25 protein-coding genes and 1 pseudogene are annotated in these 19,144 nt (G+C 65.6%); 14 read left to right on the top strand and 12 right to left on the bottom strand.

Annotation, left to right across the window (positions count from 1 at the left end; translation table 11 throughout):
• The 6 genes and pseudogenes from IEY17_RS25245 to IEY17_RS06105 form a co-directional block, all read right to left on the bottom strand.
• Positions 1–211: pseudogene (locus IEY17_RS25245) on the bottom strand (hypothetical protein); the annotation flags it as partial.
• Positions 212–479: 268 nt separating this feature from the next.
• Positions 480–653: a hypothetical protein gene (locus IEY17_RS06120; protein ID WP_188986248.1), complete on the bottom strand. Its 174-nt coding sequence runs from the start codon at positions 651–653 to the stop codon at positions 480–482.
• 124 nt (positions 654–777) lie between these two features.
• Positions 778–1,002: an RNA polymerase-binding protein RbpA gene (locus IEY17_RS26020; RefSeq protein WP_373289847.1), complete on the bottom strand. Its 225-nt coding sequence runs from the start codon at positions 1,000–1,002 to the stop codon at positions 778–780.
• A gap of 148 nt (positions 1,003–1,150) precedes the next feature.
• A complete protein-coding gene (locus tag IEY17_RS06110) occupies positions 1,151–1,906 on the bottom strand; it encodes a hypothetical protein (protein ID WP_229679871.1) in 756 nt (251 codons plus the stop codon).
• Between the two features lie 38 nt (positions 1,907–1,944).
• A complete protein-coding gene (locus IEY17_RS25745; RefSeq protein WP_268240296.1) occupies positions 1,945–2,079 on the bottom strand; it encodes a hypothetical protein in 135 nt (44 codons plus the stop codon).
• The gene (locus IEY17_RS06105; RefSeq protein WP_188986245.1) at positions 2,076–2,288 is read right to left on the bottom strand and encodes a hypothetical protein; all 213 of its coding nucleotides are present in this window, start codon (positions 2,286–2,288) and stop codon (positions 2,076–2,078) included. Before IEY17_RS06105 ends, IEY17_RS25745 begins: the two co-directional genes overlap by 4 nt.
• A 670-nt stretch (positions 2,289–2,958) precedes the next feature.
• Here IEY17_RS06105 and IEY17_RS06100 point away from each other — a divergent pair.
• Positions 2,959–4,134, top strand: a complete 1,176-nt coding sequence (locus tag IEY17_RS06100) for a helix-turn-helix domain-containing protein (RefSeq protein ID WP_188986244.1) — start codon at positions 2,959–2,961, stop codon at positions 4,132–4,134.
• Between the two features lie 12 nt (positions 4,135–4,146).
• Positions 4,147–4,875, top strand: coding sequence for a creatininase family protein (locus IEY17_RS06095; RefSeq protein WP_188986243.1), 729 nt, complete (start codon positions 4,147–4,149; stop codon positions 4,873–4,875).
• 625 nt (positions 4,876–5,500) lie between these two features.
• Here IEY17_RS06095 and IEY17_RS06090 read toward each other — a convergent pair.
• Genes IEY17_RS06090 through IEY17_RS06080 form a run of 3 tightly spaced genes read right to left on the bottom strand, consistent with a single transcriptional unit; the run spans position 5,501 to position 7,352 of the window.
• Entirely contained in the window at positions 5,501–5,908 is a 408-nt protein-coding gene (locus IEY17_RS06090) for an SCO4402 family protein (protein ID WP_188986242.1), read from the bottom strand.
• The gene (locus tag IEY17_RS25240; protein WP_229679870.1) at positions 5,875–7,083 is read right to left on the bottom strand and encodes a WXG100 family type VII secretion target; all 1,209 of its coding nucleotides are present in this window, start codon (positions 7,081–7,083) and stop codon (positions 5,875–5,877) included. Before IEY17_RS25240 ends, IEY17_RS06090 begins: the two co-directional genes overlap by 34 nt.
• Positions 7,080–7,352, bottom strand: coding sequence for a hypothetical protein (locus IEY17_RS06080; protein ID WP_229679869.1), 273 nt, complete (start codon positions 7,350–7,352; stop codon positions 7,080–7,082). Before IEY17_RS06080 ends, IEY17_RS25240 begins: the two co-directional genes overlap by 4 nt.
• Positions 7,353–8,387: 1,035 nt before the next feature.
• Here IEY17_RS06080 and IEY17_RS06075 point away from each other — a divergent pair.
• From IEY17_RS06075 to IEY17_RS06070, 3 genes are all read left to right on the top strand, one after another.
• Positions 8,388–8,984, top strand: coding sequence for a hypothetical protein (locus tag IEY17_RS06075; RefSeq protein WP_188986240.1), 597 nt, complete (start codon positions 8,388–8,390; stop codon positions 8,982–8,984).
• 111 nt (positions 8,985–9,095) lie between these two features.
• Positions 9,096–9,506: a DUF5919 domain-containing protein gene (locus IEY17_RS25235; RefSeq protein ID WP_229679868.1), complete on the top strand. Its 411-nt coding sequence runs from the start codon at positions 9,096–9,098 to the stop codon at positions 9,504–9,506.
• Positions 9,507–9,515: 9 nt separating this feature from the next.
• Entirely contained in the window at positions 9,516–9,986 is a 471-nt protein-coding gene (locus IEY17_RS06070) for an NUDIX hydrolase (protein WP_188986239.1), read from the top strand.
• Here IEY17_RS06070 and IEY17_RS06065 read toward each other — a convergent pair.
• Complete coding sequence (locus IEY17_RS06065) at positions 9,979–10,551, bottom strand: HD domain-containing protein (RefSeq protein WP_188986238.1); 573 nt, start codon at positions 10,549–10,551, stop codon at positions 9,979–9,981. The two genes, IEY17_RS06070 and IEY17_RS06065, sit on opposite strands and share 8 nt — an antisense overlap.
• 299 nt (positions 10,552–10,850) lie before the next feature.
• On the opposite strand from IEY17_RS06065, the gene IEY17_RS06060 reads away from it, so the two are divergent.
• From IEY17_RS06060 to IEY17_RS06045, 5 genes are all read left to right on the top strand, one after another.
• On the top strand, positions 10,851–11,183 hold the full coding sequence (locus IEY17_RS06060; protein ID WP_188986237.1) for a DUF6247 family protein: 333 nt from the start codon (positions 10,851–10,853) through the stop codon (positions 11,181–11,183).
• Positions 11,184–11,441, top strand: coding sequence for a hypothetical protein (locus IEY17_RS06055; protein ID WP_188986316.1), 258 nt, complete (start codon positions 11,184–11,186; stop codon positions 11,439–11,441).
• Positions 11,442–12,050: 609 nt separating this feature from the next.
• Positions 12,051–12,662 (top strand): sugar phosphate isomerase/epimerase family protein, encoded by a 612-nt coding sequence (locus IEY17_RS25230; RefSeq protein WP_229679867.1) that lies wholly within the window; start codon positions 12,051–12,053, stop codon positions 12,660–12,662.
• Between the two features lie 35 nt (positions 12,663–12,697).
• Positions 12,698–12,862 carry a hypothetical protein gene (locus IEY17_RS25225; protein ID WP_229679866.1) on the top strand — a complete coding sequence of 55 codons (165 nt, stop codon included), beginning with the start codon at positions 12,698–12,700 and terminating at the stop codon, positions 12,860–12,862.
• A 181-nt stretch (positions 12,863–13,043) separates the two neighbouring features.
• Entirely contained in the window at positions 13,044–14,060 is a 1,017-nt protein-coding gene (locus IEY17_RS06045) for a hypothetical protein (protein ID WP_188986236.1), read from the top strand.
• Here IEY17_RS06045 and IEY17_RS26015 read toward each other — a convergent pair.
• Positions 14,033–14,266 carry a 3,4-dihydroxy-2-butanone-4-phosphate synthase gene (locus IEY17_RS26015; RefSeq protein WP_188986235.1) on the bottom strand — a complete coding sequence of 78 codons (234 nt, stop codon included), beginning with the start codon at positions 14,264–14,266 and terminating at the stop codon, positions 14,033–14,035. The genes IEY17_RS06045 and IEY17_RS26015 overlap by 28 nt on opposite strands.
• A gap of 83 nt (positions 14,267–14,349) precedes the next feature.
• Here IEY17_RS26015 and IEY17_RS06035 point away from each other — a divergent pair, with 83 nt between their 5' ends.
• On the top strand, positions 14,350–15,153 hold the full coding sequence (locus IEY17_RS06035; protein ID WP_188986234.1) for an IclR family transcriptional regulator: 804 nt from the start codon (positions 14,350–14,352) through the stop codon (positions 15,151–15,153).
• Positions 15,154–15,370: 217 nt separating this feature from the next.
• Here the strand turns inward: IEY17_RS06035 and IEY17_RS06030 are convergent, their stop codons facing one another.
• Positions 15,371–16,786 (bottom strand): LLM class flavin-dependent oxidoreductase, encoded by a 1,416-nt coding sequence (locus IEY17_RS06030; RefSeq protein ID WP_188986233.1) that lies wholly within the window; start codon positions 16,784–16,786, stop codon positions 15,371–15,373.
• 414 nt (positions 16,787–17,200) lie between these two features.
• Here IEY17_RS06030 and IEY17_RS06025 point away from each other — a divergent pair, with 414 nt between their 5' ends.
• Genes IEY17_RS06025 through IEY17_RS06015 form a run of 3 tightly spaced genes read left to right on the top strand, consistent with a single transcriptional unit; the run spans position 17,201 to position 19,031 of the window.
• The gene (locus IEY17_RS06025; protein WP_188986232.1) at positions 17,201–17,734 is read left to right on the top strand and encodes a flavin reductase family protein; all 534 of its coding nucleotides are present in this window, start codon (positions 17,201–17,203) and stop codon (positions 17,732–17,734) included.
• Positions 17,731–18,168, top strand: a complete 438-nt coding sequence (locus IEY17_RS06020) for an ester cyclase (RefSeq protein WP_229679865.1) — start codon at positions 17,731–17,733, stop codon at positions 18,166–18,168. The genes IEY17_RS06025 and IEY17_RS06020 overlap by 4 nt, the downstream gene beginning before the upstream one ends.
• 44 nt (positions 18,169–18,212) lie before the next feature.
• Positions 18,213–19,031, top strand: a complete 819-nt coding sequence (locus tag IEY17_RS06015) for a 2-keto-4-pentenoate hydratase (protein WP_188986231.1) — start codon at positions 18,213–18,215, stop codon at positions 19,029–19,031.
• Positions 19,032–19,144 lie beyond the last annotated feature (113 nt).

Genomic DNA, 19,144 nt, shown 5'->3' with positions numbered 1-19,144 from the left:
CCGGCCAGTCGTGCCGGGCGAACGCTTCCCAGCTGGGATTCCCCGGCTCGCGGAAGTGCTGTCGACGTTCCAGCTTCCATGAGTCGTGACCGGCTGAACCCGCGAACCTGGCCTCGTAGTCAGCCTGATACGCGTCGACACTGAGCCAACCGAAAGCGGCCTGCGACTGGCCATCGACCATCTTCGGTTGGCTGAACGGCCACACTCCCATCCCCCTAGTTCATCCCCCTAGTTCTTGTCTCTCATGAGTATTTTTGCCTTTGTTCGACCCGCCACGAAGTTGCCGTCGGCAAAGTACAGCTTGTAAGTAGCTGGCGGCAATATCTGACGGACTGCGATCACAGAGTTGAGCCGACGTGCTTTGGCGATCCGTAGCTCCACGAACATCTCGAAGACCTGTGGGGACATTCCCGCGGAAACAGCCGGCCAGGAATCCTCAGGGCTGCAGTGGGATTCGCATTACGGAGATCTGCGTGGCATCACTGTTCCCAGAAGCCGATACCCATGAGAAAGGGAGGTTCGCCAGTTAGCAGCGTGTGGATGTCGTTCGGAAGGGAGAGCAGCGCGTACTCATAGTGCGGCAAGCGCGGGAAAACCATATCGAGCTGCCCCAATTGGTAGCGTACGAAAGCTAAGAACATGTAGACGGCCACAGCACTCAGGAGCCATCGCCACCATTTGAATCGCATGCTGTTCCAGTTTTGACTGCCTTGAAGCGAAAAAGAGGGAAGGTGCGGGGACACTGCGCCGGTCCCCACACCGAGGCCGCTTACCGGGTTACCGCCTGAATCCACGGCATGAACGCTGTCGTGCTGGTATAGGGATTCTCCTTTTCCTGCACAAGATCTCCAGACGTTCTCTAAGGAGGTTTTCCAGTTCGGGAATAGTGCGCCGCTCCCGCAGCACGTCCCAGTGCGTCCGCGGCGGCTTCTTCTCCTTCACCGGCCCCGCCCGGCCATCAATCACCCGAGACTCGACGCCATGGCGCGGACACCGCCACATCGGCGGCGGTGCGGCCTCGGCCGCGAACGTGATCCCGAAGTCATGTCCCCGGGGGGGCACGGATAGCGCACCGTCTGACGCGGGGCCGGGTTTTCGCCTCCAGGCCGCGACAAACTCGCCACGAAACCACGGCGACCCGAGATCGTCGTCATGCCGCCTCCCCTAGCACGCGACGCGAGTTGCTCGGCGCCTCGACGCGGACGGTAGCCTTCGTCGATACCCCTGGCAGGCAGGCACTGCCGACCCCATGTCCCAGCTCGTAGCCCAGAGCGGTCAGAGCTTCGAGCTCCAACAGGTTCGTCCCATGCGACATAACCGGGATGAGGTCGGTGGGTACGTCGACGATGCAGCCGTCGCCCGCCACGGGACAAGTATGGCGCGGTCGGGTCGCATCGACGTGCGGATTACCAAACTCGACTGTGGCCTCTGACTGCTGACGATCGGCCCTGGACGTTGCCGCTCGCAACGGACAGCGATGGGTGACAGGCACGCCTTCTGCTTCCATGGTGTCGGCAGCCGGGGACATGGACGCCGGTTCAGCAGGAGCAAGCGGAATACTCTCTGTCGGCGCATCGTCGACTGGGAGCGTCCCACTCCGAACGACCGGGATGACAGCGGTCGGTAGCTCGTCGACGCTGAGCGGCCTGCGAACTTCGGCGATCTCGTCGAGGTCGACGGCTACACGAGTCTCGCAACGCCAGCAAATGACGTAGCCATACATCCACCAGCCGGGAAGGTACCCGTAGCACACGTCGACCGTGGCTCCTGGTGGGAACACGAACCCGCAGAGCGGCGCTACGTCGTCCGGGCTCGCCGTCAGGTGGATGACTGACGATCCGTCTCGATTGGCCGCCCAGTGCGCAGACCCCGCGTTCGAGATCACAGGGTGGGCGCGGGAGATCACAGGGCCGGAGGCTCGCATCCCGCGCCGCATTGGGCGGCTCATCTTTTTCCCTCCGTCTTCCGCAGCACTGCATCCGCCTTTGCCGGGTTCGGCAGAATCCACCACCACAAGCCTCCGCCCAACGCGACAGCGAACAGAAGCGCGGCGAGCCAGCCGGTGACGAGTTCGGTCATGCTCCCGCCTCCTGCGCCTGCCGACTGACCGCGGAGATCTGGTCGTGCAGGGTGAGGTCCAACGCCTCGGCCTGCACCGGGTCGAGCACCGCAACGGCCTCGCCGAGCTGTATCGCGATCGTGCGGCCTCTCCTGGTCACGATGATCTTGGCGTCCTGACCGGCTTGATTCGTGCAATCCACCGTTCTGATGGCGTAGCTGTCCGCCATGTCGCCTTCCCTCGTCTGTATGGCTGGCGTGACAACCGGTCGGGATGCCGCCGCGCCGTCTCGGCACCCCGACCGGGAGTTCCCTGCGTTCTGCGCGCGAACGCGGGGACGTTGTGATCGGTGGAGCATCGAATGTCCTGGAAAAGAAGGGGTCTCCACCGGCCGAGTGCTCTTAGTAGTCCCAGCTCACCGAACGCAGATTCCTGCGCGCGACCTCGGCTGCGCAGCCGACGCAGCGAACAGTGACGAGCCTGCTGCGGGGCATCCGGTCGTTCGGCGTCGCCCCGGGGACCGTGGCATCGAACCCGCACAGGGCACGAAAGCGACCAAACTGCCTGAGGGAGGTCGGCCGCAGCTCCGTCGCATGGCGACGCCTGTTCCCGACCGGCACGATCCAGTAAGCGACAGCGTCACTGACGCGTGTGACCGCTGGTTCGCCGCCGCTGTGGTGGGAACGAGCGTTCGAAGCCGTCGCTGCCGCATGAGCCCGTAGTTGACCTACCCGCATGCCCACACAGTGCTGCAACAACCCCTGTCTTCGGAATGTGGCATCGTGTAGCAGCCTGTAGCACGCCACAGTGCTACAGCCTTGGCCGGATCGCTACGCGGAACGCATACTTACCCCTCAGGGAGCGCACTTGACCTGCGAGAACAGTGAGGTGAGAGGAGCATGATCCGGGTGCCGCGAATCGCCGAGCTGCGCCTTGCGAAGGGGTGGAGCCAAGAACGGCTGGCGGTCGAGATGGAGCGGCAGGCACCTCTCGCCGGTGTGCGGTTGTCCAGTACCCGCAGCGCACTACGGGTCAAGCTGTCGCGGTGGGAAAACGGGCGCAACGTGCCTGAGGAGTCGTCCAGAAAGCTGCTGTGCTGGGTTCTCGACTGTCCCGAGGAGGCGCTGGGACTCGACGACAGCGCCGCCCCCATCGACGGCATCGACCCGCCGCCGACAGTGCCATACCGCGGTGCAATCACTCCCGAGACGCTGCGCATCTACGTCACCATGCTGGACCAGTACGCGCAGCTGGATGCCCTTGTTGGCCCGCTCGCGGCAGTTGGGGCCGTACGTGAGCAGCTGCGGACACTTGAGGGCATGCTGCAGCAGACGTCGGGGAGCCTCCGAATCGAGGTCGCGCGCGTCGGCGCTCGATACGCCGAGTTCGCAGGATGGCTCGCTCAGGACTCCGGCGACTACGCCGCGGCCGCGAGTTGGTCATCAAAAGCCGCAGACCTGGCAGCTGAGGCAGGAGACCCGCTGCTGAGCAGCTACATCTGGATGCGTAGGTCCAATGTGGCCACCGATACGGGGCACGCCGCTGAAGGACTGCTGCTGGCGCACAGCGCCGTGTCCGAGGCCATCACTTCCGACCTTCGCGCCCTTGCCTTGCGTCAGCAGGCCAACGCACATGCGATCGCCGGGCGGGAACGCGACGCCGGGATCGCCATCGACCAGGCCCTCGACGAAGTCGTAAGCGGATCCGAGACATCAGGTCTCGCGCCATACTGCGGAGCGTCGTACTTGCAGTCAGAAGGGGCAGCCGCATGGGTACGCCTGGGCCGACCAGATCGGGCGATCGCTCTTCTGACTGAAGCGCTACAGCAATGGCCAGATAACCAGGCTCGCGATCGCGGTATCGGCCTCTCGCGGTTGGCTCGTGCTCACCTTCTCAGTGGCGACCTTGAACTTGCATGTGTAGTCGGGCATCAAGCACTAGAGGCTGTCCAGGCAGCGATTTCCACGCGCGCGTTCGCCGAACTCGATCTCCTCCGCAAGGCGTTGCAGCCACTGCGCCGTCAGCATGAAGCCACCGAACTTTCCGACCGAATCCGATCGATCCTCTCGCAGTAAGGAACCCATGCCGTGTACCTGCTTCCCACGATCACCGCAGCCGACGCCCAGCGCCTCAACGCCGACGTCGCGCTGCTGCCGGTCGGCAGCTTCGAGCAGCACGGCGCCTGCCTTCCACTGGCAACAGACTCTCTCATCGCTCACATCATCGCCACACGCCTCGCCGACGCCTACGGACTGCTGCTGCTCCCGCCAATCACGATCTCGTGCTCCCACGAGCACGAAGGATTGCCAGGCTTGGCCGGCACCGTCTCCATCAGGGCCACCACACTCAGTGCGGTTGTGACCGATATCGCCGACTCTCTCGAACGGCAAGGCATCCAACGGCTCGCGATCATCAACGGTCACGGCGGTAACTACGTTTTGTCGCACGTCGCCCAAGAAGCGTCAGTCTCCCCGTCACGCCGCATCCTGCTCTACCCCGGCAGCGGGGCGTGGGATCGCGCCCGAAAGGCCGCTGGGTGTGATCTGGCTGCGCACCAAGACATGCACGCTGGCGAAGGTGAGACGAGCATCCTGCTGCATGCGCTCCCCGAGCTCGTCGGCGAGGGCTACCGAGGTGCCGACCATCGCGCAGACATCCGACCTGACCTGTTGCTGCACGGCATGCGGCCCTACACGAACACGGGCGTGATTGGCGAACCGTCGAAGGCCAGCGCTGAGAAAGGCGCGGCGCTGCTGCGGGAGTTCGAACGGGACTTTGGCGACCGCCTTGCAGAACTGCGCAAACCGACCTTCTGATCGGCCTTTCGAAGGGGCACGTACTGCGCCGCCTCACCGGATGCCGTCGTTCGGCGTCCATGTCCGGACACGATCAGGTGTGGCCATCGTTCGTGTCGGGTTTTCGCCGAACGGGGCTATTAAGAGATGAGCCTACCTGGGCGGGACCCCTGACAGATCGACACAGCCGCCATAGAGATCACAAACCCCGGGGGCTTGGTCTGGCGGTGCGCACTCTTCGACCTGGTGGGCGTAGAAGGCCCTTCCGCAGGCGGCTGTGACGGTGTCGGCGTCGGCACGCTGGATCGCGTGGGCGACGCGACACCAGGTCGCCACGATGTCCGGTTTGTACTGAAAAAACCTGACGCGTTGCTCTATCTGAGCGCTAGCGACAGGGCTAGACGAGCTGTATGGGACGATGTCGCCGTTTTCCATGCAGTACCCCCGGTGTTGACCAGGCACGTGAGCTCTGGTGTGAACGGTCCGGTCGATCAGCGAACACGTTGGGAGTCTCCAGATTGGCAACAGCAATACCCTAAATGGGTGATGCTCCGGAGCGGAGAGGTAAGGACGCATGGCAACAGCCATAGGATCGCCGCGTGCGCGTGCCCTTTCGGTATCAACACATCCGTCGAAACGTGGCGTCTTACCGTTGATCGTTCGCGTGAAGCACCTGGTACGCGTTGCTGGCCCTATGCACCACTTCTGTCCACTGCGGATGCGCGAGGTACTGGGCGTCGCTGGCGTCGCCCAGCTCGTCAATGAGCGGATCGAGCACATCGCCAAGCGCCTTCATCACGTCGACCTCGTTCGGGAAGAGGACGCTCCCGACTCGCTGGTGCGGCTCAGGCAAGACACACGTGTCGTCGAAGAGGATGTGCACGTTCTGGGTGAAGTCGTCGTAGAAGCCCTCGTGGGGGTACTCGTGCCGGATCCAGACGCGCTGCTGGTAGTCCGGGTCTGCGAGGGACTTGACCGCGAGGACGACTTCAGCTCGCATGTCCGGAAAGCGGATCGGGTCTACGGGTGATTCCACTGCTTCCACGTCTTCCATTCACTAAGCGGAATGTGTGATTGCTCAGGGTAGTCCCGGATGGCACCTGGGATCGGTTGGCCATCGCGCCCGATCACCTTGCCATTGTCTCTGACGATGACGTGGTCGACCTGCTGGGTGGGTTGGGAGTTGTTCGGGTTCCCTTGGTCGATTCGGACACCGTTGCCCTCGTTGGTAGGGTCCTGCCAGCGATGGCCAACACCCTTGTTGTTCGGGCGGCCTTCTCCCCACTCGTCCGGAAGTTTCTCCTGGACAACGGGGTCTTCCCACGGTAGCGCCGGGGCAGGTGGCTCGTCGGTGGTGTCGATGACCTCGACTTCGTCATCGCCCGCGGCTTCGGCGCCCAACGCCATAGCCGCGGAGCCGATGATCCCGGCACCGGTCACGATGCCCGCGCCCGAGGCGTAGGTCAGCGGGCCGCCTGCGAGTGCGCCCGCGCCGGTGGCGTCCAGCGCCACGCCCCCGGCCATGCCGATCGAGCTGACAGCCGTCAACGCAGCGCCGCCCACCAGCCCAGCCAGCAACTCCGGGTGCTGCACGGCGGCGTTGCCGAACGAGGCCACCGCGTTGACCGCGGTGCCCGCCGCATCACCCGTGGTATCCAGGGCCTGCCCCAGCCAGCTCTTCTCGGGAGCCTTGTCCCGCGCGCGGCCGACAACATCGGCGGCCTGCTCGCCCGCGGCCGCCAACTGGCGGCGAGCGCGCGCCAGCATGTCGCGGGCAGCCTGCCGCTTGGCCTCACCGGGGTCGTGGAACGGGAGGGTGACCGGTGCCCCGGGCGGGGCCTGCTGCTGCGCTTGGTCGACGGCGCGGGCGTGCTCGACTTGAGCTGCGCGGGTAGCGGCCTCGCCCTCATTCCACAACCGGATCGCCGAGGCCGCCTCGTTCTGCGCCCAGGTCAGGGTGCCGGAGTAGTGGTCCAGCGCGCCCGCCGCGTGGTGGAAGGCGTCCCCTGCTTCCAGCCACCGGGTCGGCTCGCCGTCGAAGGCGTCGCGGAACTGGTCAGCGGCCTGGCCGTCCCAACCCTCGGCGGTGTTGATGCGCTTGAGCCCATCGCCCGCTTCGTGCAGCGCATCGCCGTAGGAGATCATCGCCGCTGAGGTGGCGCGCACGGCGTCCGGGTCGCCGGGTACGAGGGCCTTGGGGTCGTTGGTTGTTCCGAGTTCGGGCGTCACTGCGCCGCTGGGTCCTCTCCCGTCGCGCGCTGCACGATCCCGTTGAAGTGAGCGTGGACCGCTTCGTCGGTCCGTCGGTAGACCTCGACGCACTGCGCCAGACGAGCAGCGATCTCCGCTCCGTCGTCGGCCAGGTTGGACACGCCTTCATCCCAGCGCTCACAGAACTCAGCCACCGTCGTCGCCAGCCGACCATGCCCGAACGCCTCCGCCGGACAGTCAATGTCGCTCACCGGCTGCCTCAAAACCGACTCGACAGTCTTGTTCACCCCCTCTGAAGCTCGGGTCAACGCGGGTAGGTCGACGCGAAACCCGTCGGTCATACGACTCCGTTCTCGACTTCGGGTTCACTGCACCAGCAGCACCGTAGTTCAGGAGCTGGGCGACCCGGGGCGATACGTGCTGACGTCACCGGAATGGAACAAGCATCGCATCCAACCCTCGACGAACCGAATGCGCCCATGGGTGCAGGAAGTCCGGCACCCTAACCGTGCTAGGGCAGGAGCATCTGGGCTTCGTGACCTAGGACAGGCCGATGAATCGGGTGCCCCAGCTACCTCGCAACGGCACGAGGCGACCGCTGCGCTGTGAAACGCGCCGTGAACAGGCACCCCTCACACAGGTCGCGTTGGCTCGACAGGCTGATGTGCCGATCGCCCCGTGGTGGCACCCGTCCGCTCCGGCCGTGGACCCGTCCACGAGGGCGATGACCGCAGGCCGTGACCACCCCACGGCGTCGCAGCCGATGACGGTGTGCCACCGCGTCTCACCGGCACTGATCACCCAACGCTGCGACATCGCTCCAGTCGCAGCCGCAAACTCGAAACACCGCGACGCGCCGGACGCCGAATGACCTCGGCGACACACGCTGCGCACCCTTCAGACTGCGGCAGCGAGGCCACGGGCTCAACCGGGATCCCCCAAGCCGTGACGGCACCCTCTTGGATGTGCACCACGCCCCGTAAATCCACCCACGTCGATCCGATCACAGCAGGCGACCCACAACGCCGACAAAAGCGCCGCTCGTCGCTGCCATCGTCTTCTTTCGACTCCACAGTGCTCCGGCCAACGCTTCGCAGCAGCCCCCGACTTCGTCAAGCCTGCTCGCCACACGACTCTGCCGGGCAGAACGCAGCGGGGAAGGCAAGGGGAAAATGGGGAAACTTCGCTTTCCCTGTCGGTAGTCGACCGGTTACAGTCAGAGCCAGCACGGTGTTAATCAGGGAGCGGACGTGCCAGAGACCAATGACCTGCTGCGAGCGGCCCGTAAGCGCATCGAATCACCGTCAACACCGGGTGCTCCGATGACGCGCAAGGAACTCGCGGACCTGGTCAACGAGCACGCCTACCGAACCTCGAACAAGATCACCGCGGTCGATGCCAACCACGTCGGAAAATGGGAACGCGGCGTCGTCCGCTGGCCAGCGGCCCACTACCGCGCCGCACTTCGCGACATCCTCGGGGCCGACACCGACGCCGCGCTGGGTTTCCGCCGCCCCCGCCGGGGTAGAAGTGAGGACGTGGACCGCAAGACCTTCATCAAAGCGCTCGGAGGGAGCGTCGCCGGCGCGCTTGTCGCACGGCAAGCCCCTGGTGAGTTCGCTCACGCAGACGAGCTTGTCGCCACGGTCGCCGGTCCCATCGAGCACTACCGGCGCATGGAGTCGTCCATGCCCACACCCGACCTCACTCCAGCGGTCGAGGAACACCTCACCCTCGCCACCAAGGTCGTGACGGGCCCGCTCCGCACGACACGCGGTTACGCCGCCCTCAGCGAGATCGCCGCCTGTCCGCGTGGCTGGCCGCCGACCGATGCGATGCCGCCACAGCCCGTCGACGCTACGTCGAAAGCATCCACAATGCCGAAGCGGCCCAAAACCCGCTGCTGGTGGCCTACATGACGGCCAGCCTCGGGCGTACTACGCAACCGAATCCGGCGACCCACACCAGGAGCTGCGACTGCTGCACCGCGCCCAGTCCCACCTCAAGGACGCACCACCAGCGGCACAAGCATGGATGGCATCGCTTTTCGCCGTGACACACGCCGCGCTCGGCGACCGACAGCGGATGGAGCCAAGATACGACTCCTGTTCGGAGATCGAAATAGCGACGCAGTGATTCAGCGGAGCCTGGACGAGGGAATCGGACGGAACACGATCTCAGCGAAGATAGACCACGCTCTCGCTCATTTTCGCCCACTCGCAAACGTGCCTGGTGTCGAAGTTCGCACCCATGGAACCGTCCTGTACAACTCGATCTACCGATTCGATGACGAGATGATCGTCAATCCTCACGTGTACGGAAAGATCGCCTCTCATGCCCCAGCGATGCATCTTCGCAGGCTCTCGGCAGGCGCTCTCTTCACGACGTACGCGGAGAGCTTCGATGCCGTTTGGGAGAGCGCTCGGCCGCACATGTGGTAGGGAGGATGCATGCCGAAGAAGGACTACTACGACGATCCGCACGCTCCCACGGCGAACAGCCTGGTCGTGGCCGTCGCCGCCATCGTACGGGACGAACTTGGCCGCGTGCTGATGATCGAACGCACGGACAACGGGCTGTGGGCTGTGCCTGGCGGAGCCCAGGACATCGGCGAAACCACGCGCGAGGCCGCCATCCGCGAAGTCTTGGAAGAAACTGGCATCAAAGTCGAAGTGACCGGAATCGTCGGCATCTACTCCGACCCTCGGCATGTAATTGCATACGACGATGGTGAAGTGCGACAGGAATTCTCCATCGTCTTCCACGCCAAGAGGGTCGGAGGAGAGCCGCGAACGAGTTCGGAATCAAGGCAGGTGCATTGGGTAGAACCGAAAGAGATCGATCGGCTGAACGTTCACCCCTCGATGCTCCTGCGCATTCAGCACGCCCTTGAGGAGCGCGCAGAGCCGTACCTCAGCTGATCGCCGTCGCAGCCGAGAGACGCTCTTTCGTACGGTCAACCGCTGCAAGCAGCTCTGGAGCGGCATTGGTGATGAACTCGGTCACCAAGTGGCCCGGACCGTAACGCTGCTTGATCTCGGCAATTCGGTCGCGCGCCGCAATGGATGCGCCGTCCGGAGTCGTTGTCAGGTCGCAGCACCAGAGGGCGTCTCGAATCACACCACCCTCGTCGTCATATTCCGCCAGCTCGGCCGCCAGGCCGCGCAACTCAGCCTCAAGTGCGGCGTATGAATGGTGTGCAACCAAGTGGACGACTCGGTCGGGAGCACCGAGCTCCTGGAGAAACCGCGCGCCGTCCAACGGGTGGAAACCGGTGTGGGCGATATCTGGGGCGTAACCGACATCGTGCAGAACGGCAGCCGCTTCGAGGATGTCGGCCTCACTACCTGCTACGGGGCGGAGCTCCCGAGCACGACGGGCAACACCTTGCACGTGAGCCCATCGACGGGGTAGAGCTTCGGCGAGTTTCTGCTCGGCGGTGGCGAACGCCCACGTCACAAGCTCCTTGCCGCGCGTGTCGACCATCAATGCGGTCTCCTCTCCCATGACTTCTGCGCAGTCTTCCACGGGCATACCGGGCCACAACCCCGCCATCCGGGCTGGGCGAGGCCCTGTAGCAACTCGACTCGGGGTCTGTCGGGCCCTCTTCGCGTCGTGCAGAACACCCTTACTTCCGAGACTTGACGCCAGCCACCTGCGAAAACGCCCTCAGATCGCCGTAGAGGCGGCGAAACGACTTCCCTGGCGTCCTGATACCCTCTGAACGCGCTCGGAGCCCCTCTCAGCTTGGCGGCCTGGTTGACGTCGACGGATATGGTGGTCATGTGGCTGCGCCCTACCCAGCATCGAGCACCAACCCGGTTCCGCCACCAGCGGACGCCGCGACCATCCGCGCGTGCCTAACCCCAAGGGTCGCCGCCGAGTTCGATGCGGAATGGGAACTCGCCCTGGATCGCGCGAAGTCATCGCACGATCTGACCGAGGTGTTCGAGCTCCTGCACAAGTGGCGTCACCTCGCCCACGCTGAACAGCTCTCCCCCGGCACCTACTTCAGCCTGCTGGCCAAGACCGAGCAGATCACCAGCACCGGCCAGAACCCCGCCGCCGCGTCGCTGGAAGACATGCAGGCGCTGATCCGCCGGCGGTTGGGCCGGTAGGTGTACCAACTCGTCCCCGACATGGCCGTCTTGGCCCAGGTCGCCGCGCTGCCGGACGACGCCCTGGCCGCCTACGCCAGCGTGCTCGACGTGTTCCAACTCACCCCCTGGAATGGCAAGCCCCTGCACGAGGCCAATCCCGACGGTCCAGTTCGCCGCTGGGACTTCGGTCACGACCACGCAGGTCAGGTGATCTACCTGGTACTCGAAGAGCAGCAGGAAGTCCACCTGCTTCTCGTGCAGTGGCTCGGTGCCTAAACCAGTGCCTGGAACGGCACGGAACCAGGCGCGACAACTGAGACGGAGCGCAACACGCAGGGACATTAGGGCAGGTCAGAGCCGGTATGCAGCCGTACTCACGCGATCTGTGAGATGCACCCCGTTCCGTTCACACCGAAGAGGTCACTGGTTCGATCCCAGTATCGCCCACGCCCTCCGTGTGGCCCCTGACCAGTAAGGACAGGGGCCACACGGGTGTTCAGGGCAGGGCGGGACGCCTCCTCCGGAGTAGCTGTCCAAGGTGAAGGCCACCGTGGAGTGGCCGAGCCGACTGCTCACGATCTTCAAGTGCACATCGGACCGCAGGGCGATCGTGGCGACGCTGTGCCGGACTCCATGCGCCATCGTGTAGCGGTCGAGGGCGACCGGCCGTCGATTCCGCTTGCTCTTGCCGCCCCGGCATGCCGGTCGAGGCCACCAAACCTACAGCCCGTAGAACCGATAGTTGGCAGCGTCCAGGAGGCGGACGAAGGCGGCCGCGCCGCGCAGCTGCACCTCCACGCAAGTGCCAGCGGTGCAAAGTCAGAGGTCCCAGCAGAGATATTCCACATGCTATTCGTAGCGGGGGCCGACAAGCAGCGCGCGAACATGCTGCGTGCCGCCGAGGCGGTCGGTGCCCGCCACATCAAGGTCGGTGGCGACTTCACCGGTGGGCCGTTCGAACCTGATCACATGGCTGAGGAGTTCTACGCCCTCGCCACGGACGCCGCTGTTGCGGGTACCCGAGTGGTCTTCGAGCCGATGCCCTTCGTCAACGTCACCACCCCCCAACAAGCACCGGAGTTCGTTCAGAAGGCCAACCACCCCGCCGGTAAGATCCTCATCGACATCTGGCACCTCGTGCGCGCCGGAGTCGGCATCGCCTCCCTCGGCGACACTCCCGGTGAGTACATCGGCCACATCGAACTTAACGATGCTCCAATGAACTTCGAAGGCGACATCATCGCGGACACGTTCACCGGACGGACCTTCTGCAGCGGCGAAGGAGAGTTCGACGTCGCAGGGTTCTCATCGATGCGATCAAGAAGACGGGCTTCCGCGGCCCCTGGGGTGTGGAGCTCCTGGGCTCCGCATACCGAAAGCTGCCCCTTGACGTCCGCGCTGCTTGCGACAGGATGCCGTGGCCCCATTGCCGCAACCCGACGAGTCCCCTGGTTCCTGTTTGCCGAGTCCGCGGCCCAGCCACCGAGACCTCGGTGATGCGGTACTGGTCCAGTGGCGGCAGGAACTTCTCCGTGCCGCTTCTGCCGACGATCGACGACCGCCTCTCCTACAACTGGCGTGTCACGCCGGTGGACGTCGGCTGGGAACTTCCCGAGCCGGCTGCTCTCCTGCGCTGCCTGCAGGAGTACCTGACCGACGGCGTCCGCCACGAGGCGGACGTGCCGATACCCGTGTAGGCACCGAGCGGTCGCGGGGCAGTCCCCGACCTGCCACCCCGAACTGCGACCGCTCGGGCGTCGGTGGGAGACCGAGGAGTGCGCAGTCCCCCACCGACCATGTTCCTGCTGCACGAGCGATTGCGCCGTCTGTGTGGTCGGGAGCTGGAGGGTTGTCGCTGGGTTTTGGGATCCTGCGGACATGTCGATCGGTGATCAGGCTCAACGGCCGGCGAGCACGTTGTCCAGGTTCTTGAGGCGTCACTTGCCTCATCTTGGTGATGTCGAGGCCAGCTGGAGGGAGTTGCTGCAGGCTTCCCCTGGGCCGGAGTGTGGTTTGCGCGATCGGTGGGAGGATGTCGGGCGGGCTTTCGAACTTCGGATTGGCCTTGATCTCGGTCATCATCCTGAGCCTGCGGAGTTGCTGTCCTACCTTCCTCCGGATCGGTATGTGGAGCTGCTGACGTCGGTGGGCATGGAGCGGAAGAGCGGGTGTGCGTCACGAGCTGCAGGTGCCACCAGTGAACCACTACTGTGGGAATGGGAACGGGTGCCCGGAAACTCCGAATCGGAGTGCGTCGACGAGGAGAAGGAACAAGGTGCCCTCACGACCTGCCTGGACCTGATGGAGGTCAGCGGTCTGGCCCACAAGCACCCGGATTGGTCGGTCGAGCGGCGGCGATTCTGGTTCATCACGAATACCGAAGACCGTTCCCTTGGGGAAGATCCCGAGGCGCGCGACGCGTTGGGCAAAGCATGGGCGCGGTACGCGGGGCAAGCGCGTGAGACGTTCCGGGACATGGGGGCTCCCGTCCTCGTGGCCCCCGAGATTGCTGGTGGGTTTGGCATTGCCGATCTCGTCGTCGGTGATGCGCTGGTCGAGGTCAAGATCACCACGCGTCCCGTGCCGCCGGTGGATGAGTGGCTGCGGCAGGTCCTGGGGTACCTGCTTGTGGACTGGGATGACGTGCTGGGCATCAGCACGCTGGTGGTGTACGCGGGTTGGCAGGGGGTCATGCTCACGTGCACTGTCAAGGAGCTGCTCGCGGCTGCGAGTTCCGGGACGACTCCGCGGTTGGCTGAGCTGCGTGAGGAGTTCCGCGCTGCCGTGCGCCCTGATTTCGCCACGTTCATCAGGAACAGGAAGCTGCAGCAGCAGAAGCGCGTGCTCCGCAATCCACGCCGGGGAACTCAGCCGCGGCGTGGTGGTGCGGAGTGAGGAGTCCGCAGCCGTAGTCTTTGGCAGGACCGGTGCCGTTGGTGACGGCTGCGATGCGCAGCGTCGGAGTTGGTGACGACGAGGCGTCTACCCCCGGCTTCGGTATGCCCCACCCGCTCCAGCACACCGCCAGGCTTCGCCCGCAGCGGCATGACGCGCCAAGGCGGGGCAAATCTGCACACGGGACGAGCGTCGAGGACAAACACTCGGCATGTCGTTCAGTATTTGGACAGCATGTACACTCCAGGGCGATGCAGCGAGGGAATACAGGCGGACTGAGGGGTGGCCGATGGGTGAGGCGTCCGAGCCGGCGGAGCTGCTGAACAAGTCCGTGTTGAAGGCGGTACGCCTGTTGCGGGAGCTTGCGATACAGCAGAAGAGCGGTGCCACGGCATCGACGCTGGCCAAGGCGGTCGGCCTCTCGCGCCCCACCGCGTTCCGGCTGCTCACCAGCCTCGAACGGGTGGGCATGGTGGATCGCATCGGCAACCACTACGTCCTCGGGTGGGAACTCGCCCGCCTGGGACAGAAGGCCGACCCCTACGCCGGCCTGGTCGCCCGCGTCCAGCCCTACCTGCAGGAACTGGCCGACGAGTTCAACGAGTCGATCACCTTGTCGGCGGTCAACTCCGCGGACCGGCTCGATCTGGTGGCGGAGGCACAGGGGTCGCACGTCGTCGGCGCCACGTCGTCCAGCCTGGCGCGGATGGTCGGGCAGCAGTACCCGCTGCACGCCAGTTCCAGCGGAAAGGTGCTCCTGTCCGAACTGCCGATCGAACGGGTCAACGAGCTCCTGCCCGCCGAGCTCGAAGCGTTCACCCCGCACACGATCACCGACCGGGACGTCCTCTTCCGGGAGCTCGAGCACGTTCGCGAACAGGGTTACGCGGTGATCGACAACGAACTCGAAGAAGGGCTGATCGCGCTGTCCTGCCCGATCCGGGACTCCGGCGGGGCGCTGGTCGCCGTGATCAACCTCAACGCACCGCGCTACCGGTTCGGCCGGGACAGGATTCCGCAGGCGGTGAGCCGGCTGCGCGCTGCCGCGGACCAAATGACCAGCGCACTGTGGACCACTGACGCCGAAGACTGACATTGCCCGGCAGGGCCGGGGGACGCACCGGGCTCGTCCACAGTGGAACCATCAGCGCCCGGCGGCGTCGGGGTCGCCGCGGCCCCGGAGAACCGCGCTGATGGGAATGTCCTCGGCCGTCCGGCATGTTCAAACGCGGGGAGCGGAGCACCCGGTGGTCCTGGTGCTCCGCTCCCGGACGGCGGACATGGCGGCAACCCTGCGACACGGGGTGCCGTCAGGCGAGTGCACTCGCCTCGGTCAACGGGGCCTCGGTGTGCCGGCCGCGCAGCGCGGAGGCCGGGTGGTCGGGCAGAGTCAGGTTCTGGCCCGCGCCGTAGAGCTTCTCCCGCAGGGTGACCGCGCTGCGGTCATAGCTGTCCTGCACGAGCTCCTGGCGGCGCAGCTCGGGCAGCGCGAGGTCGATGAAGTCGATCCAGCTGGCCGGTTTGCTGGCGTAGCTGAGGTTGATGCCGTCGATGTCGGCCACGTCCCGCCAGCGGCGCAGCTCGGCGGCCACGGTCTGCGGCGATCCGACGACGACCGCGCCGGTGCCGCCGATGCCCAGGAACTCGGCGATCTGACGCGGAGTCCAGGTCCGGCTCGGGTCGGCCTTGGAGAACATCTCGACGAGCGACCGCGAGGCGTCGGTTTCGACGTACTTCAGGGGCATGTCCGGGTCGTACCCGGACAGGTCGATGCCGGTCCACCCCGCGAACCGCGCCAGGGCGCCCACGTAGCTGACCGACCGCAGGTGGGACTCGTACTTCTGCTGCGCCTGCTCGTCGGTGGGGGCGACGATGACCGTGATCAACGCGGTGATCTTGATGCTGCGGGGATCACGGCCGGCAGCCGCGGCCGCCTGACGCACCTTGTCCACGCTGCGGCGGGTGAGCTCGGGCGTCATGGTGTTGATGAACACCGCCTCGGCGTGCGTGCCCGCGAACGTGACACCCTTCGACGAGGTGCCCGCCTGGAACAACACCGGGGTGCGCTGCGGCGACGGCTCGCACAGGTGGAATCCGGGCACCTGGAAGTACTGTCCGTGGTGGTTGATCGGGTGGATGCGGCTGGGCTCGATGTAGGTCGCCGTCTCCGGGTCCCGGACCACCGCGTCGTCCTGCCAGGAGTACTCCCACAGCTTGTAGCAGACCTGCAGGTACTCCTCGGCGCGGTTGTAGCGCTCGTCGTGGGGAATCTGCTTGCCCAGCCCCAGGTTCCGGGCGGCCGAGTCGGAGTAGGAGGTCACGATGTTCCAGCCGACCCGCCCACCGGTCAGGTGGTCCAGGGTGCTGAACTTGCGTGCCAGCGAGTACGGCTGCTCGTAGGTCAGCGAGCTGGTGACCCCGAAACTCAGGTGCTCGGTGACCGCGGCCATCCCCGACACCAGCAGCGTCGGATCGTTGATCGGGAACTGGGCGGCGTCCCGCAGGGCCGCGTCCGGCCCGCCGGCGTAGACGTCGTGGTAGCCGACGGTGTCGGCCAGGAAGAGACCGTCAAAGCACGCCTCCTCCAGCAGCTTCGCGGTGTCGGTCCAGTAGCGCAGGTCCGTGTAGCGGTGTCCCTGGTCGTCAGGGTTGCGCCACGAACCGGCGGTCAGATGCGCCGGGGCCTGAACATCGAAAGCGAACAGCTTGAGCGGACGATCGCCCATCACGCCTCCTTGGCGAGAACCTGGCCGAACAAGAACAGTGAACGAGTTGTTCAATAAGTGAACTATAGGCGCCAATTGTGCCCCGGCCGTGTGTCCGCGTCAAGGGTGCGGGCATGGGGCGCGAACTCACGAGAAGACGGCTGTGCAGGCCGACATCCGCGGGCGCGCGACCCCGGCTTCGGTATCGATTCGGGTGTTGACACGCGCCCGGCGTCGAAGCAGTATCTGAACGCAATCACCAGTAAGCGAACTGAATTCGCATCGTGTCAGGGGCCGACGAGGCTTACCCGTCCGGTCGGACCGGGCGGCCCGCATCGGGGGCCAGCGGCGGATTCGCGGCCTTCATCACCGGCTGGGCACCGCCCGCACCACGTCTGCATCTGCCACTCGTCAGGCACGGTAAGGAGACCGATCATGTCCGTCGTCGTCACGCGGAATCCTCCGTCCATCGATCCGGCGGTCCAGCGTCAGGTCTTCGGCGCGCTCCCCACCGGCGTCACGGCGATCACCGGCCTGACCTCGGATGGCGCTCCGCGTGGTTTCGTGGTCGGCACGTTCCAGTCCCTGTCACTGGACCCGCCGCTGGTCACCTTCTGCGTGGACAAGAGCTCCAGCACGTGGCCGACACTGCGCTGCCTCGGGCGCTTCACCGCGAACATCCTCTCCACCGAGCAGCTGCCCGTCTGCCGCGCGCTCTCGCGCAAGGGCGAGGAGAAGTTCCGCGGCATCGAGTACGAGGAGAGCCCGCTGGGGACCCCGCGCATCCCCGGCGCCGTCGCCTGGGTCGACTGCGAAGTCCTCTCCGAGGTCGTGGCCGGCGACCACTACGTCATCGTGGGCTCGATCGAGGAGCTCGTCGCCGGACAGGGCGAGGCCCTCCTGTTCCGCGGCGGCAAGTTCGGCGAATTCACCCTGTGGCCGACCCCGGCCTCGGACGGAAAGGCATGACGGTCATGACCACGATGCTCGAACGCGTCACCGACGCCTGGACCAGGGCCTGGGGCAACGGCGACACGGCCGCCTTCGAAAAGCTGGTCGACGCCGGCTACGTACGTCACTCGAAGTCCGGCGAGGAGTCCATCCAACAGGTCGTTCGCCAGATCGAGGAGCAGCACGCCGCGTTCAGTGGCTTCAGCATGCGGATTCTGCGCGCCATCGAGGACGACAACCTCGTCGCGATCCACTGGGAGAGCACCGGCACGCACACCGGCGAGTACATGGGCGTTCCCCCGACCGGCCGCACGGTCACCGTCACCGGCGCCTCCTTCGTGGCTCACCGCAACGGGAAGATCACCGACGAGTCCGTCGTCTGGGACCCGCGGGAGCTGCTCTCCGCCGTCGGAATCTGGCACCTGGGCGACCAGCGCAAGCGCAGCACCTGACCGGCGCTGTCCGGAAATCACCAACCAACAAAGGAATTCTCACCGTGGCGATCAACATCGTCGAGACCGCGGAGCGCATCATCGCGGCCCAGCAGTCCCGTTGCCCCGTCGACAAACTCATTGACGAAGCGGACGGCCCCACCAAAGCGGACGCCTTCCGCGCCCAGGAGGAGGTCATCCGGCGGCGCGTGGCTGCTGGGGACGCGGTCGCCGGTTTCAAGCTGGGCAACATCGCGAAGGCGATGCAGACCAAGTTCGGTGTGGACGAGCCCGACTACGGCTACCTGCTGGCCAGCCAGTTCCGCCCGGAGAACCTGACGATCACCGCTGACGAGTTCATCGAGCCGTTCGTCGAGGTGGAGCCGGCCTTCGTGCTGCACAAGGACGTCGGCGGTCCGCACGTCACGGCCGTGGACATCATGGCCGCCACCGACTTCGTCGTCCCCGCCCTGGAGATCATCGATTCCCGGGTGCGGAACTGGAACATCGGGATCTACGACACGCTGGCCGACTGCGGCTCCAGCGGTGCCGTGATCGTCGGTGGCTGTCCGCGCAAGCTCTCCGAGGTCAACCTCGCCGATACCCCCGGGGAGGTGCGCTTCGATGACGAGGTCAAGGCCACGGGCAACACCAACGCCGTCTACGGCAACCCCATCGGCGCGCTCGCCTGGCTCTGCCGTCGCATCGCCGAGTACGACGTCACGCTCAAGGCCGGCCAGCTGATCCTGCCGGGCAGCATCCTGGCGGCGGAGAAGCTGGTGCCGGGACACCGCATCACGGGCAGCTTCGCCGGGTGGGGAGAGGTGAGCTTCGAGTACGCGGCTGCCGCTGACTCCCACCTCGACCCGATCGCCGCGCGCTGAGTCCGGAAAGTATCGGCCGTGCCGCCTCTCGCTCATCGCCACCGCGACGAAGGGACCGACCCGACCACGGAGATCACTTGTCGGGTTAAGCCGGCTCCGCTCCCCGCGCTGTT

This window comes from Saccharopolyspora thermophila (assembly GCF_014646075.1).
GTDB classification, from domain to species: Bacteria; Actinomycetota; Actinomycetes; order Mycobacteriales; family Pseudonocardiaceae; genus Saccharopolyspora; species Saccharopolyspora thermophila.
This window is presented reverse-complemented; position numbering and strand designations above follow the sequence as displayed.